General features: G+C 53.7%; 11 protein-coding genes and 1 pseudogene. 6 read left to right on the plus strand and 6 right to left on the minus strand.

Annotation, left to right across the window (positions count from 1 at the left end; translation table 11 throughout):
- Positions 1-734: 734 nt before the first annotated feature.
- Positions 735-1181: a hypothetical protein gene (locus ACRBB0_RS00085; protein ID WP_431372343.1), complete on the plus strand. Its 447-nt coding sequence runs from the start codon at positions 735-737 to the stop codon at positions 1179-1181.
- Positions 1182-1984: 803 nt separating this feature from the next.
- Positions 1985-2377 (plus strand): hypothetical protein, encoded by a 393-nt coding sequence (locus ACRBB0_RS00090; protein ID WP_431372344.1) that lies wholly within the window; start codon positions 1985-1987, stop codon positions 2375-2377.
- Between the two features lie 925 nt (positions 2378-3302).
- Here ACRBB0_RS00090 and kdgD read toward each other — a convergent pair.
- Positions 3303-4205: a 5-dehydro-4-deoxyglucarate dehydratase gene (gene kdgD / locus ACRBB0_RS00095; RefSeq protein WP_431372345.1), complete on the minus strand. Its 903-nt coding sequence runs from the start codon at positions 4203-4205 to the stop codon at positions 3303-3305.
- A gap of 860 nt (positions 4206-5065) precedes the next feature.
- Between kdgD and ACRBB0_RS00100 the strand changes: the two are divergent.
- Positions 5066-5362: pseudogene (locus ACRBB0_RS00100) on the plus strand (aldehyde dehydrogenase (NADP(+))); the annotation flags it as partial.
- A gap of 458 nt (positions 5363-5820) precedes the next feature.
- Positions 5821-6528: a FadR/GntR family transcriptional regulator gene (locus tag ACRBB0_RS00105; RefSeq protein WP_431372346.1), complete on the plus strand. Its 708-nt coding sequence runs from the start codon at positions 5821-5823 to the stop codon at positions 6526-6528.
- Between the two features lie 95 nt (positions 6529-6623).
- On the opposite strand, the gene ACRBB0_RS00110 is transcribed toward ACRBB0_RS00105, so the two are convergent.
- Positions 6624-7460, minus strand: coding sequence for a FadR/GntR family transcriptional regulator (locus tag ACRBB0_RS00110; RefSeq protein WP_431372347.1), 837 nt, complete (start codon positions 7458-7460; stop codon positions 6624-6626).
- A 68-nt stretch (positions 7461-7528) separates the two neighbouring features.
- On the opposite strand from ACRBB0_RS00110, the gene ACRBB0_RS00115 reads away from it, so the two are divergent.
- Entirely contained in the window at positions 7529-8677 is a 1149-nt protein-coding gene (locus ACRBB0_RS00115) for a mandelate racemase family protein (RefSeq protein ID WP_431372348.1), read from the plus strand.
- A 77-nt stretch (positions 8678-8754) separates the two neighbouring features.
- On the plus strand, positions 8755-10341 hold the full coding sequence (locus ACRBB0_RS00120) for an ABC transporter substrate-binding protein (RefSeq protein ID WP_431372349.1): 1587 nt from the start codon (positions 8755-8757) through the stop codon (positions 10339-10341).
- A gap of 191 nt (positions 10342-10532) precedes the next feature.
- Here the strand turns inward: ACRBB0_RS00120 and ACRBB0_RS00125 are convergent, their stop codons facing one another.
- From ACRBB0_RS00125 to ACRBB0_RS00140, 4 genes are all read right to left on the minus strand, one after another.
- The gene (locus tag ACRBB0_RS00125) at positions 10533-11279 is read right to left on the minus strand and encodes an ABC transporter ATP-binding protein (protein WP_431372350.1); all 747 of its coding nucleotides are present in this window, start codon (positions 11277-11279) and stop codon (positions 10533-10535) included.
- Positions 11276-12133, minus strand: coding sequence for an ABC transporter ATP-binding protein (locus ACRBB0_RS00130; RefSeq protein ID WP_431372351.1), 858 nt, complete (start codon positions 12131-12133; stop codon positions 11276-11278). The genes ACRBB0_RS00125 and ACRBB0_RS00130 overlap by 4 nt, the downstream gene beginning before the upstream one ends.
- 5 nt (positions 12134-12138) lie before the next feature.
- Entirely contained in the window at positions 12139-12999 is an 861-nt protein-coding gene (nikC, locus tag ACRBB0_RS00135; protein WP_431372352.1) for a nickel transporter permease, read from the minus strand.
- 65 nt (positions 13000-13064) lie between these two features.
- Positions 13065-14066: an ABC transporter permease gene (locus ACRBB0_RS00140; RefSeq protein WP_431372586.1), complete on the minus strand. Its 1002-nt coding sequence runs from the start codon at positions 14064-14066 to the stop codon at positions 13065-13067.
- Positions 14067-14520: the final 454 nt, after the last annotated feature.

The raw sequence follows: 14520 nt of genomic DNA on the forward strand, positions 1-14520 counted from the left end.
TGACCCACAGAGCACCGAAATGTCTTAGCTACTGCTTCCGCTGAGAGAGGCTCGCCAAAACCACCAACGCCGGGAATGGTGCCAGCATCAGATGGATACATGCTGACAATGGCTTCAGCTGCCTGGGGTTCAAGGACGCTTCCCACATCTTCGAAAGTCTCAAGATGACCGGTCCATACCACCGGGCAGGACAGGTGACTTAAATTTTTTGTCCCAAGTCTCTAAGGGTTCCAAATAGATCGTGAGGATATAGAGGCCTTCGGTCGGTTGGAGACACTCCGCCACGACTTGGTCGCGGGCAATGGACAATGACTGCTTTTTGTCCTTAAGCGCATCGTTTAATTCACTAATTTCCAATCCAGCCTATTGGTTTTTTTGATTAAACGTCTATTGCAGGCGCGAAGATGTCAAACTTCATACAACAACTCGAAGTATCACGGAAACTCAGTTTCTATTCGGTATTGATTGCTCAGCTGCGCTGTAGTTTTGAGCGTCCGCTTTGGGAAGCTGCGATAACGGCATCAAGAATGCGTGCGAGCGGCGGCCATGGGCCGTGATTTGCGCCAACAATACCGCGCCCGCTTTATTCGAAACGTATTCTCGGAAAGTCCTGAAATTCAGGGTTTTTTCATATCTCGATTTGCTAAATTTCTGCTTGTCCGCACAATATCCCAAAAGTAGAAATTAGACGAAACAGATTGGGGGGTGGCAACGCCTCCGGGGGAGATTTTGCAATGGCACAGGTTTGGTGCGCCAATATATTCGGGAACATGTCGGCCTTTGCAACTTACGAATGCCTCCAATCAACATCCGAAGAACGCCAAACGCTTATGCAGTTTGCGGCACGAAACCGTTTTGGGCACGAACTTTCGGCCGAGGATTTTCCCTCGCGGATTACGTCGATGGACACGCCGCCAAGACAATTGAAGCCATACGCCTTCATCAGTGGACGGATTCCGATGGTCTCGCCGACATTAGCCGACTTGCTGAAAGGCCTCGATATCGGGAGGTCCGCCGAAGACGACGATCTTGCCGTGACTGCCGACGCGCTGAACGGTGCTGATTTTTGGGTTGAAAGCAAGTTCTCTGACACAGTGTTTTTCTCAGCGCGGTTTGAGAAACTGATGTCTGAAAATGGCTTGCGAGACCTGATCCGGCTGAAGTCTGTCAGGGTTGTCTAGTTCAGGGCCTGCCGAATTCTCGGTTCGGAGGCCGGAAGTTTTTATGTGATTTGCGCAAATTCCTCCTCAAATCGCGCCATACTCCCTATATCTGCATTATCACGAAAAGAGGTTTTTTGCGCGCTGGGGCCTTATGGTGTTGGAGGACTCTTCTAATCGGCCGAAAACTAAGTCTGTTTTCTTCGTGCTGCCATCTAGCACTGTCACCAAGCAGTCGTCGTTACTCGCGATCGCACCAATGGTAACTTTATCCCGCATTGTCGCACGTCGCTAACTGGAACTGCAGCGCAATGCACGAATGGCCGTTCTGGTGAAGCTGCACCGCGGCATAGTAGCGGTCGCTAGAGGTCGGCTGTGGGCCGTTACGATGCCCTGCCTAGAGCGTTGCGCCGCCCCATCACGCTATGAATGGGAATTTGGCCGGGGACGCCCCACACCCCGATTATTGACAAGAGAGCCATGGGTGTCGAGCCCGTGAAGGGCAATCGACTCAAAGGGAAATCAGAAGAACGTTCGTTAGCTTTCTTGGCAAGTGAACTAGAAGATGCACCGATTTGCGCTACCCGAAATATGGTTACGCGTTCGTCAGTAATTGTTTAACGATCAAGCGCCTCCCCGGCGTTAGGGGCAGACACGTAGTTCTCAGCGTTACCTGCAGTCTATCACTATGGGTAGGACATCCGGACTCAACTTATCGATTTTCCACCTAATTCAAATCGCCATTCATCCTGGGGGCGAAATGCGGTTTTGAACTTTCATGAACCTCACCGAGTCTTTCTGTAACGCAAGAGAAAGGAACCAAGTTGGCCTATCAATTCTTCCATATCGAAACATACTCAACGGCTCAGACAAAGGTTAAGGGGACGGACAACCGTTTCAGCTCATCCGCTCGGGTTTTCGGAGAGGCACGGCGAGCGCCTAAATATTCCGGCAATGTTGGAAAGGCCGGAAAGGTCTACCGCCTTGGAGGGAAAGAAAGCGTAGCCCAACTTAAGTTTCGGCATACCGCCTTGCAGAAAGACCTGAAGGAAACGATCAACCGCAAAGATGGCAGCACCTATGAGCACAAGCTGCTCAACATATTAACCAGACTGCCATCCCTGCATTGCCAAAGCCTCAGCTGCAAAACCGCCCTAAAAAGCCCGAACAACCACGCTCGTCTAAAGACCGTGAAACGCAGCGCAAGAATAAGATAAAACGCGCGGCTCAACTGGCAGAGTGCGAAAAGCAGTGTCGTGGTGTTGAGGCCCACAATGCCCTGTTGCTGTCGGACTGAAATACGGCCACGCTGCGCACCTCAAATCCGAACGCAAACAACGCGGCACGAAGGAAAAACGCGCGAAGGCTGGCGACGGATATTGAGAAGGCTGAGAAGGATCGTATTCGTATCGACCATGAAATCGACATGGTCGAAGACATCAAGGCCACGCGTTCAAATGCGCTGGCGGAATTGGCCAACGAAAAGGCAGGTTTCGACGACTGGTTGAAGTCATTGAGACACTGCTCACCCAACTAGAGACAGGCGAAGCGACCATCTCGGGCGACGCAATCCAAATGCAAGAACCGCCCAGCTTTCTCAAACGCCGATTCCAAAAGAAGGCCCATGAAAGCAGTACGATTGCTGTTTTCAGACGGTGTGTTTGGCTAGATTGTCCGGAGTATTGACGAAGGCCGCAACCTGACCGAAACCACGTCGGTAGCCTCTGAGCCTGAACTATAAGAGGTATTCAAAAGGCCCATGGCCGACTTTGATCGATGGTTGCGATGCTGCTTTTCGAAAGCTGCCTTTGGACTGCAGTACAAATTAAGGTTTCAAAACCGCAAAATTATTCCACAATCTCATTGCAGCACAAGCCGATCAAGGTTGCGCACCTTCGTGAGTCGAGACAACCTCGTGGTAAAGTGCCCACGTCTTTTCAACATTGCCGAGGGCAACCTGGTTCAGCACTTGCAACAACACGAGTGACCGGGAGTTACTCCGCCCTTGTCGAATTCCCGCCTGCTCACTTGCTTTGGGTACCTGCTGGGGGGCAAATTTTCTACACATGGCACTGGCAATCAGACTGCCAGCGCTGTTGGTGTTCTTCAACCGTCCTGCCCAAAGGCACGCGGGAAAACGCCTCAGCTATGGGCGTCAATGAGAGCCTGAAGCACCTCTTCTTCAGCGGCTGTCAGATCGGTTAAAGGAGACCTAACAGGACCGGCATCATAGCCCAGCAGTCTCACACCGGCCTTGATGGCAGACACTGCATAGCCTTTGCGCCGCGAACGCAATTCCATGAATGGATAGAAAAAGCTGTTGAGAATACTTTCGCAGGTGTCTCGGTCGCCAGAGATCAGCGCCGCATAGAACCGATTGGCCAGCTCGGGGACAAAGTTGAAGACTGCGGATGAGTACGTTGAGAAACCAGCGCCCATATAGGCTTCGGCAAACAACTCTGCCGTTGGCATTCCGCCTAAATATGTGAGGCGATCCCCCATTTTGGCGGTGATTTGCCGAACCCCTCCTATGTCGCCGGTCCCGTCTTTAAAGCCAATCAAATTGGGGCAAACGTCGCAGAGGCGGGCTATTGTATCGGCTGAATATTGGGCATTGTCGCGGTTGTAGATCATCACGCCGATGTCAACCGCATCGCAAATCGCCTTAGCATGGGCGAACAACCCTTCTTGAGGGGCGTCGATCAGGTAATGGGGCAACAGTAGCAGCCCATCTGCGCCTGCGTCTTGGGACGCCTTCGCGCTCTGGATGGCCATTTCAGTGCCGTAGCCGCACCCGGCCACGATCGGGGTGCCATTGGCCGAGGCCTTGGCCGCTGACACGATCTTCGGCACTTCGTCGGGCGTAAGCGAGAAGAATTCGCCAGTCCCGCCCGCGGCAAACAGCACCGTTGCGCCATAGCCGGATAGCCAGTCCAAATGCGCCTCATAGGCCGGTCGGTTGAATTGTCCGTTGCCGTCGAAGGGCGTTACTGGGAAAGAAAGAAGGCCGGCGCCAAGTGCAGTCTTGATGTCTTGAGGGGTCATGAGTGCTCCATTTTTGATTTAGGTTGTGCCGTTCAGTGCGCATCCTGTTCTGCGCGGCGCGATTCCCATGATGTGGACGAAGGCGAACGACAAAAGGATGAGGGAGAGGCTGCTAGGATGACCGTCGATGCGCCAAAGTCATGTAGGAGCTTTGCCGGTGATGGCATCTGTGCCTTACGATAAGATGATCCGCAGATGCATTCGCGATGGTCGGCCATCGCTGTCCCGATTTTCGTCATAGTTTCCCACACTTATTCTTATTGCTCAGCGCGACGTACTCGGAAGCTCGCAATTGTTTCGCTGTGCGCTGGTTTGGCTGCTGCTCGAGGTACTCATATTAATCATACAAGTCAACAATAAGTACCACTTCTAGTGCGTGTGCGAATGGCTTCAGTTGCTCAAAGGCGGTGAATTTGTGTTTGATCCGTTCGTTTTGGTGGCCAAATTTGTCTAATGGTTAAGTTTTTCTGCGGATACCTTCCGTAAAATGCCTTTGAGGCTGGTTGTGGGAGGTTGAGATTCCATGAAAATAAATATGATAACTTTGGGCGCGTAACAGACGGAAAGGGTTGAGCCCATACCGCAAACTCAACGCGCGGTTGCTCGTGCAGAGCCGATAGGACATTCTAGTAAGAGGGCGATATGGCTAAGGATTAGCGCCTCACGGTAAACCTTCGATCGCGGAGCAAAGGGTCGACGGGGTGAAGGTCATCTCGGCTCAATCCGCACATGGAATGCCCAATGAATGCTCGGCTGGAACCCCCAATCTGATGAGCCGCGCTTGTAAGGCCGTTCGGCTATTCCGCCGCTGAGGGGGAGGCAGTTTTTTGGAAACCATCGCGGCTGAGATGTAAGTTGGAGCCGGTCTGATCACCGAAATTGGTAGGTCTAAAACCGGTTTTCCCGAGGCGCGACTGCAAAGCGAAGGTGGTCGCACGACGTGTCAGTTGCGTCTATTCACAGACCGCATCCGAGCGGGTGGATACCTCGATCCGGGCCTTCACACGGCTCTTCCGGGTCGGATGCCGCTGCCGCGCCCCGATCTGAAACGTGCTCAGCACCCCGTCGGACCTTTTGCGGTCTTTGGCGCATCAAACTTTCCGTTGGCTTTTTCGACTGCGGCCGGAGACAAAGTTACCGCGCGTGCGGCAGGCTGCGATTGACAAATGCCGTGTCCATTCCGGTGTCTTCAGCTTGAGCCAAGGCGGCAAGCGCGACGCGGGATCAGAAGTTTATGCCAGTCTGGAGCGCAAGGCGGTACGCATACTGGCGAACGGATTTCCGACGGGTCGAGGGTTGCCACATCATGGTGCATGGCGGGCCTTATCTCGCATCGACCAATTTCGGCCCGACGTCTGTTGGAGCTTTGTCGATCCGTCGCTTCCTGCGTCCCGTTTGCTATCACAACGGGCCGTTTGACTTACTGTCTTGAATGACAGTTGAGCGCCCATCGTTTTTATGTCGTTGCATATCGTCGGCATTTGAAAAGTTGCGCTGGATGTACCAATTTCAACAGAACACGATATACGTCGGGTGCATGAAGATCAGTGCTTGCCCCATCCCTGTGTCTTTGCTGCCGAAATTTTAAGTGGGACCCATAAAAGAGAGTATGAATGTGACACCCCAAGCACCGGTCGGAAAATCGCTCGTCGTTGCGGTTCGAGATAAGCTTAAAGAGCAGATTTCGTCCGGCCGTTTTCGGTCGGGTGATCGCCTGCCCAGCGAAGCCGCTCTGACGGATGAATTTGGGGTCTCACGGACAGTTGTGCGTGAGGCTATTGCTTCGCTGCGGGAAAACGGATTGGTGATGTCACGGCGCGGATCCGGTGTTTTTGTGATCGAACCTGAAAGTGCGGCAATCCTGCCATTTGAAAGTGCCGATCCCGAAAAGCTGTCTTCGATGATTGAGCTTTTGGAGTTGCGAACGGCGATCGAGGTTGAGGCTGCAGGTCTGGCTGCGCTGCGCCACAGTCCGCATCATGAAGAATTGCTGCTCACAAAGCTCAAGGAACTTGAAGAACTTGCAGATGCCGGGCAGCCGGCCCACGAAGCAGATTTTGCGGTACATATGGCTATAGCAGAAGCCTCTGGCAACAAGCGGTTTTCTGAAGCGCTGTCGATGTTCGGTGTCCTCATGATCCCGCGCCACGCCTTGGAGCCAGCGGCAGTCCCAGTCGCTGCGGAATATGTGGAATTGCTCAAACATGAGCATCGCGACATCGTCCACGCGGTTCTTGATGGTGACGAGGACAGGGCCCGCACGGCAATGCGCAGGCATCTCAAGGGCAGCCAAGCGCGCTATAAGAAATTACGACGAGGCTAGGATGGGCGCTGTCGGGTAAGCTCTATGCGCTTAGGGCGGTTGTTACGTGAAAATGCTCTCATACAGCTTTGAGAAATTGGTCTGCGGGCTGTCTTTTACCGGTTTCCTGTATCTTTCAGGGCGGCACGATAACGCGCAAGACTATTGTCCAGATGCGTTGTCATGGCTGCTTCGGCGCCAGCCTGATCTCCATCCATCACCGCGTCCAAGATCAGTTGATGCTCTTTGACCAAATAGGGGTTCGGCCCCTTCAGGACGCGATCGCTTGTCGTTTCATCCAAGCTTGCCCTTGGGATGATTCCCTCACGGATGATGCTCAGAAACTCGAAGAAACGTTTGTTTTGGGTGGCTTCAGCCAAAAGGCAGTGAAACTGAAAGTCAATTTCAGCCGTGCTTGCGCCCTCTTCTACGAGCGCTTTGAGCTGGCGGTGGTTTTCGATGAGCCTTTCAATCTGCGCGGCCGACCGTCGCAGGGAGGCCAGCCCTGCTGAGCGAATTTCGACGGCGCTGCGCAGTTCTAACAGTTCGATAGCGCTAGAAATGCGGGTGGCATCTAGATCGGCGAAGGGCTTTTTATCTTGCTCTGGCAGATCCAGTACAAACACGCCCGATCCTTTTTTAGATTCAACCAATCCTTCGGTTCGCAGCACTGAGATCGCCTCGCGGACGACTGTTCTGCTAACAGAATAGGTCTTGGTCAAAGCGGCCTCGCTGGGCAGTCGTGTGCCTGCCACTGTTTCTCCCGAGACGATGCTTTCTTTCAGGTCAGAAATGATCCTGGAGACCAGCGGGGATACATGTTGAATCGAAATTGGCCTGTTCCTTTTTCTTTGAGCCATGCGGCGGGTAGCGCGTCGATCTGCCTGCGGATTCGCTTTTGATGCAATGTACCACTTAAGTACAGATATGGTCCAAAAGAAAAAATCTGTCATACAAATATTGACAGAAACGCACAGAATCCGCTACCCAAAGTACAAATTAGATATCCAAGGGGAATGCGGTGATTATCAAAGATGTAGATGTCCGGGTCTTCGAGCATACGACAAGGCGTCATTCAGATACGGCTGGCCATGCACACCCTGGGCCACCACATCAGGTTGAGCAGGCGATCCTTACCTTGCGCACAGAAGATGGTTTTGAAGGACATTCCTTTTGCCCGCCCGAGGTCGTTCGGCCCCATGTGATTGAGAAATTCGTCAAAAAGGTTCTGGTCGGACAAGACTGCCGTGACCGAGAACGGCTCTGGTCGGAATTGGCTCATTGGCAGCGCGGTTCGGCAGCGCAGTTGACCGATCGCACACTCGCAGTTGTTGATTGCGCGCTTTGGGACTTGGCGGGGCGCACACTGCAGCAACCTGTTTACAAGTTGATCGGGGCCTACCGCGACAAAGTGCTCGCCTATGGTTCGATCATGTGCGGGGACGAACTCGAAGGTGGATTGGCGACGCCAGAAGACTATGGCCGGTTCGCCGAAAAGCTGGTGGCGCGGGGGTATAAAGGGATCAAACTGCACACTTGGATGCCACCTGTGAGTTGGTCCCCCGATGTGAAGATGGATCTAAAGGCTTGCGCGGCTGTGCGCGAAGCCGTTGGGTCGGATATTTCGCTGATGATTGATGCCTTCCACTGGTACAGCCGCACACAAGCGCTGGAGCTTGGGCGCGGGCTTGAAAAACTGGGATTTGATTGGATCGAAGAGCCAATGGATGAACAGTCCATGTCCTCCTACAAGTGGATGGCGGAACAATTGGATATCCCAGTGATCGGGCCAGAAAGCGCTGCAGGAAAACACTGGGCGCGCGCTGAATGGGTGAAAAACGAGGCTTGCGATATTCTGCGCACTGGCGTGAATGACGTCGGTGGCATCACACCCGCCCTTAAGACCATGCATCTGGCAGAAAGCTTCGGCATGAACTGCGAAGTGCATGGCAACACGGCCATGAACCTGCATGTCGTTGCCGCGACCAAGAATTGCCGCTGGTACGAACGTGGGCTTTTGCACCCATTTTTGGAATATGACGACGGGTTCGACTACCTGAATTCGCTCTCCGATCCAATGGATGCGGACGGCTATGTCCACGTTCCCGACCGCCCCGGCCTCGGCGAAGATATCAATTTCGAGCATATCGAAAACAACCGCCTGCGCTGAGCGCGGGCGATCACAGGCGCGTTGAGGGAGAACGAGCCTTAAAAGTGCACATCAACTGTGCCAACCAGGAGGAAGACATGAAACATTTAATGGCATCCGTGGCCTTTAGCGTCCTACTGTCGACAAGTGCGATGGCAGAAACGCCCAAGGATCAGCTGATCGTTGCGTTCGACATGAGCAACGTGTTGACGATGGACCCAGCGGCGATCACCGGTGGAGAATCCGTTCAGATTCTGAATAACTTCTATGATGCTTTGGTTGAATTCGCGCCTGATGGTGGCACCTTGGAGCCGCGGCTGGCAACAGGGTGGGAGATTTCCGAAGACAACCGGTCGGTGCGGATGCCGCTTGATCCCAAGGCAACTTTTGCGTCGGGCAATCCTGTGACGGCCCATGACGTTGTCTGGAGCTTCAGGCGCAACCTCGACCTTGGTCTGGCGCAATCCTCGGGCCTGAAAAGCCGGGGCTTCACGTCCGAGAATGCATCGGAGATGTTTGTCGCCGAAGACGATCACACCTTTGTACTGAACCTGCCGGAACCCGGCGATCCGCGCATGATCTTGATGTATCTGGCGCAGGCGGGCGTGGGGTCGATTTTGGACTCCAAACTTGTGATGGAGAACGAAAAAGATGGTGATATGGGGCAGGCTTGGTTGATCAACAACTCAGCGGGATCTGGAGCATTTTCCTTGGGCGATTGGCGTTCGAACGAATATGTTCTGATGAACCGTAGCGACACTTTCTGGGGCGAGACTGCCGAGATGCGGCGCGTTCTGATGCGCCACCTTCCCGAAAGCCAATCCCAGCGTCTTGGGCTTGAACAGGGTGATTTGGATGTGGGCCTTTCGTTGGCGGCCTCTGATCTTAAGGCTCTGACCAAAAACGACGAGCTGGATGTTGAGACGACTCCATCGGCGGGGTTCTACTATCTTGCCGCTTCAGTGGATGACGATAAATTTTCGCATCCCAAGCTGCGTGAAGCGCTGCGGTATCTGATCGACTATGATGGTATCAACCAGGCGATCATGCCCTATTTCGGCGTCAAACGACAGCGTCCGGTCAACAGCCGCATTGTCGGCGCGCTAGACGATCCTGGCTATACGCTGGATATCGAAAAGGCCAAATCCCTGATGGCCGAGGCTGGCTTTCCCGATGGGTTCGAGACAAGCATTCGTGTGATTTCCACTCAACAATTTCTGGATGCCGCGACTGCCATTCAAGGCACGCTCGCGCAGGCAGGGATCAAGGCCGAGATCATCACGGGCGATGGCAGCCAAATCTATGGCGCAATGCGTGCGCGTGAATTCGAGCTTCTGGTCGGCCGTGGTGGCGGGGGCCAACAGCGTCACCCAGACAGCAACCTGCGTGCGTTGGTTTACAACCCTGACAACAGCAAGGATGCAGGCCTGACAAATTACCAAGGGTGGCGCACGGGGTTCCAAGACGAAGAGCTCAACGCCTTGATCGAAACCGCGCTTATTGAGCGCGACGCAGAGAAACAGCGTGCGCTCTATGCCGAAGTTCAGGACTTGATTGATGAGCGTGTGATCGCGATCCAGCCATTTTCTGAGCGCGTGGTGACTGCAGCCTTCCAAGACGAGGTGAGCGGCTTGATCGTTGACCCTTGGATCACAAGGTTCGAAGGGGTGTCGAAAGACGACTAAAATTCTCCCTGAGCTTCGATTAATCGAGCTTTAAGCGCGTCCCAAATTTTGGGGCGCGCTTTTTGGGTTCTGTCCTTAGTGGTAATGGGTGGCGGCTTGGATACGCTGGATTTTTTCTGAGTCGCAGGTAAAAGAAAAAACCCCGACGCAGGTGGCACCGGGGTCTTTGCGGTTTTTACTTCAGTTTGGTCTTAGGCAATGCGTTCATAGGCAAGGCTGGCCTCGATCAATTGCCGCGCATAGGGATGTGTTGCGCCGTTGTTTTGCAAAACATCGCGCCCGAGCACCTCGGTGACTTCACCGGTTTGCATGACCGCAAACTTCTCGCACATGTGATCAACAACGGCGAGGTCATGGCTAACCATCAGGTAAGTGAATCCCTTTTCTTGGCGCAGGCGCTGCAAAAGGTTCAGGATTTCTGCCTGTACAGACACATCGAGCGCCGAGGTTGGTTCGTCCAGCAATAGAATGCTGGGTTCAAGCACCAAAGCGCGGGCGATGGCGACGCGTTGTCTTTGACCGCCCGACAGTTGGTGGGGGTAGCGATCCAAAAACTCTGTGGGCAAACCGACATCGCGCATCGAACTTTCGAGACGGTTTTCTAAGTCACCTAGCTTATGAATGCGAATGGGCTCGGACAGCGCTGTGCGAATGGATTGACGGGGATGCAGGGAGCCATAGGGATCTTGAAAAACCATCTGCATCGTCCGACACCGTTCCATCGGTGCCAATGTCCGCAAATTCTTGCCGTCAATGCGAATGGTGCCGGTCCAAGAGGAGAGCAGCATAGAGGCGCATAGCAGCGTTGTGGACTTGCCCGAACCGCTTTCGCCCACAAGTCCAAAACACTCGCCTGCGGTCACTTCAAAGGACACGTTTTTCAGGACATCAAGCGCGCCAAAAGACATGCAAAGATTATCAAATGCGATAGTGTTCATGATGAAACAGCACTCCCTGTGGTCCAATTTTCTTGCCGTTTCAGAACGGGCAGGTCGGCGCGCGAACCGCCGATGCGCGGCTGGGCAGCCAAAAGCCCCTGCGTGTAAGGGTGCTGGGCTTGATCCAGCTCGCTGGCTTTCAGGCTTTCCACAACACGTCCCGCATACATGATCAAAACGCGGTCGCAAAAGTTGCGGACAAGGTTGAGGTCATGACTGATCATGATCAGCCCGATGCCCTTTTCGCTCACCAGCTTGTCCAGAATTTCCAGAACCTGGAGCCGCACCGTGACATCCAAGGCCGAGGTCGGTTCATCAGCGATCACCATATCGGGTTGGGTCAAAAGCATCATGGCGATCATGATCCGTTGCCCCATGCCCCCTGACACTTCATGCGGATACATCTGGTAGACCCGTTCAGGATTGCGAATTTGCACCGCTTCCAGCATCTCAAGCGCGCGGGATTTGGCCTCGGCCTGTTTGCACTTGAAATGGGTGCGATAGGCCTCGGAAATTTGGTCGCCGCAGCGCCGGATCGGATTCAGAGAAAACTTCGGGTCCTGCAAAATCATCGAGATTTTCTTGCCGCGAATGCCCAGCATTTGCTTTTCGCTCAGCGCCAACAGGCTGTTGCCTTGGAACATAAGCGACTGGGCCGAGATATCGGCGGTGGGGAGCAGTTTTAACAAGGCCCGACCGACGGTCGATTTACCCGAGCCGCTTTCCCCGACAATACCCAGCCGCTCTCGACCAAGCGTAAAGCTGACATTCTGAACAGCCGGTGTCGCCGCGCCGCGGTAGTGCACGTTCAGGCTTTCGACATTGAGTATTGGGGCTTCATCTGGTTCAGGCATTGGCCCTACCTCCTGTTCATTTGTTTGGGATCAAGCGCGTCACGCAGACCATCGCCAAGAAGGTTGAAGGCCAACGACACAAGCAGGATTGCGACGCCGGGGAAAGTTACCAGCCACCAGCTGTCGATCATGTATCGGCGTCCTGTTGCGATCATCGCGCCCCATTCCGGCATTGGGGGCTGCGCACCCAATCCCAAAAAGCCCAAGCCCGCTGCCGTCAGAATGACCGTTGCCATGTTCAGCGTCAGGCGGATCATGACCGACGGCAGACACATAGGGACAATCGATTTCCAAATGATCCGCGCAGAGGAAGCCCCCTGTATTTTTGCAGCCGACACATAGTCCGCCTTGCGAAAGGTGAGTGTTTCCGCTCGCGCCAGCCGCGCGATGGGCGGCCATGCTGTCAGGGAAATGGCAATAATGGCGTTGTTCAAGCTCGGTCCAAGTGCTGCGACAAATGCCAGCGCAAGAATAAGAGAGGGGAACGATAGAAAGATGTCCGTAAAGCGCATCATCACCATGTCCACTTTGCCGCCATAGTAGCCCGCAACAGTGCCCACAAACATTCCGATCGGGCCGACGACAATGGTGACCAGAAAAATGATCCTCAGCGTGATCGCCGCTCCGAATAGGATGCGGGAGAGAATGTCTCGCCCAAGCTCGTCAGTGCCGAACCAATGCTCTGAAGATGGTGGTTGCAAGGTGTTCTGCAAATTCTGCGTGTAGGGATCAAAGGGCGCAATAAGTGGACCAAGTAGTGCCAGTGCGATTAACAGAAAGAAAACCATCAACCCGAATGCCGAAGTCGGGTGCCGCCACAAAAAGGCAATGATGTTGATCAGCGGTTGTAGGTTTTGTCTGCTCACTGGGAACCTCTTTGGGGACGAGGGAGTTTCAAGGATTGCGGATTTCTCAAAAGACAGGGGCATGATCAGCGGGTCCTTGGATCAAAAGCGCGATAGAGCAGATCTGAGATCAGGTTGAGAGTGATGAAGATCACGCCAACAAGTAAAACGCAGGTCATCAGCGCGTTCATGTCTCCCATGCGCAGGGTCGAGGTGAGGTATTGACCAAAGCCGGGCCATGCAAAGACCGTTTCGATCAAGACCGCGCCCTCCAAAAGCGAGCCATATGCCAAGGCGATTATCGTCACCAATTGAACTTTGATGTTCCCAAAAGCATGCGACCAAACCGTGCGTCGGGCGCTAAGACCTTTGACGCGCGCCGTCGTGACGTATTCTTGATTGAGTTGATCAAGCATGAAGCTGCGCGTCATGCGCGTGATGTAGGCGGAGGACGAATAGCCCAAAAGCGAAGCGGGTAGGATGAGGTGATTTATTGCACTTTTGAACACCTCCCATTCCCCAGCTAAAGCGCTGTCAATTAACAGAAACCCAGTGCGATCTGGGACGACGCCGATATAGAACTGACTCATCCGACCCGACCCTCCGACCCATCCGAGTGCCGCATAGAAGACCAGCAGGCCGATCATGCCCGTCCAGAAAATCGGCATGGAGTGACCTGTGAGGCTGATCACGCGAATGATTTGATCTTGCCATTTGTCTTTATAGACAGCGGCCCAAACCCCCATCGGGATGCCAACGCCGGCACCAATGACAATTGCGAGTGTCGCCAGTTCGATGGTGGCCGGGAGCACCTGAAGGATATCTTGCGCGACGGGCTGTCCAGTGCGCAAAGACGTCCCAAAATCCAGACTGAGCACATCACGAATGTAGTATAAAAACTGTTGCCACATGGGCTTATCAAGGCCCAATTGACGGTAGACATTTTCATAAACCTCGCGGGTTGCCTCTTCCCCAACAATCGCTCGCACTGGGTCTACGGGCATGATGCGCCCAATGACAAAGGTTAGTATGAGCAATCCCAACAACGTGACGCCAATGGTTGCGAGTTGCCTGAAAATGCCAGCCATCCACCTTTGATTTGCCAAAGTCCTATCTCCTCCAAGATCGAGTCGTCTAGCAACCCTCATATATCTGTATGACAGATATATACATGTGGTGGTCAGCTTTGCAAGTCTGACAGAGAGGCGCAATGATGCGACCGAAGGCGTAACAGGTTCTGTTGCGTTATTTGATTTTGGCTTGATCCAAGCTTTCGCCCTTGCACGACGTAGAACTTCATCAGCTTACGCCTAAAACGATTGGTGGCATTCGAATTCCGACGTCTTTTGGTTAGGTTCGCCAAGGGATTTCCTGCCGGATCCACCACACGTCACGAGCGTCGGTTTTTCGGCATCGCTATGATGACTTCGGCGAGTCTCCGTTTGCCACCGACCGTAGGACGCTTCTGACATAGCGGCAGAAAAGCGAAGCAAGCGAAGTAGATCGGTCGGTGCAAATCGCAGTTCAATTTACGTCAGACAC

The sequence above is a fragment of the Pelagimonas sp. genome, from assembly GCF_050633425.1.
In the GTDB taxonomy this organism is placed as follows: domain Bacteria; phylum Pseudomonadota; class Alphaproteobacteria; order Rhodobacterales; family Rhodobacteraceae; genus Pelagimonas.

Excerpts from the sequence above, each read along its gene's own strand:
- ACRBB0_RS00130 (WP_431372351.1), bottom strand. The coding sequence starts at position 12,133 with ATGCCTGAACCAGATGAAGCCCCAATACTCAATGTCGAAAGCCTGAAC.
- kdgD (WP_431372345.1), bottom strand. The coding sequence starts at position 4,205 with ATGACCCCTCAAGACATCAAGACTGCACTTGGCGCCGGCCTTCTTTCT.
- ACRBB0_RS00140 (WP_431372586.1), bottom strand. The coding sequence starts at position 14,066 with ATGGCTGGCATTTTCAGGCAACTCGCAACCATTGGCGTCACGTTGTTG.
- ACRBB0_RS00110 (WP_431372347.1), bottom strand. The coding sequence starts at position 7,460 with ATGACAGATTTTTTCTTTTGGACCATATCTGTACTTAAGTGGTACATT.
- ACRBB0_RS00125 (WP_431372350.1), bottom strand. The coding sequence starts at position 11,279 with ATGAACACTATCGCATTTGATAATCTTTGCATGTCTTTTGGCGCGCTT.
- ACRBB0_RS00085 (WP_431372343.1), top strand. The coding sequence starts at position 735 with ATGGCACAGGTTTGGTGCGCCAATATATTCGGGAACATGTCGGCCTTT.
- ACRBB0_RS00120 (WP_431372349.1), top strand. The coding sequence starts at position 8,755 with ATGAAACATTTAATGGCATCCGTGGCCTTTAGCGTCCTACTGTCGACA.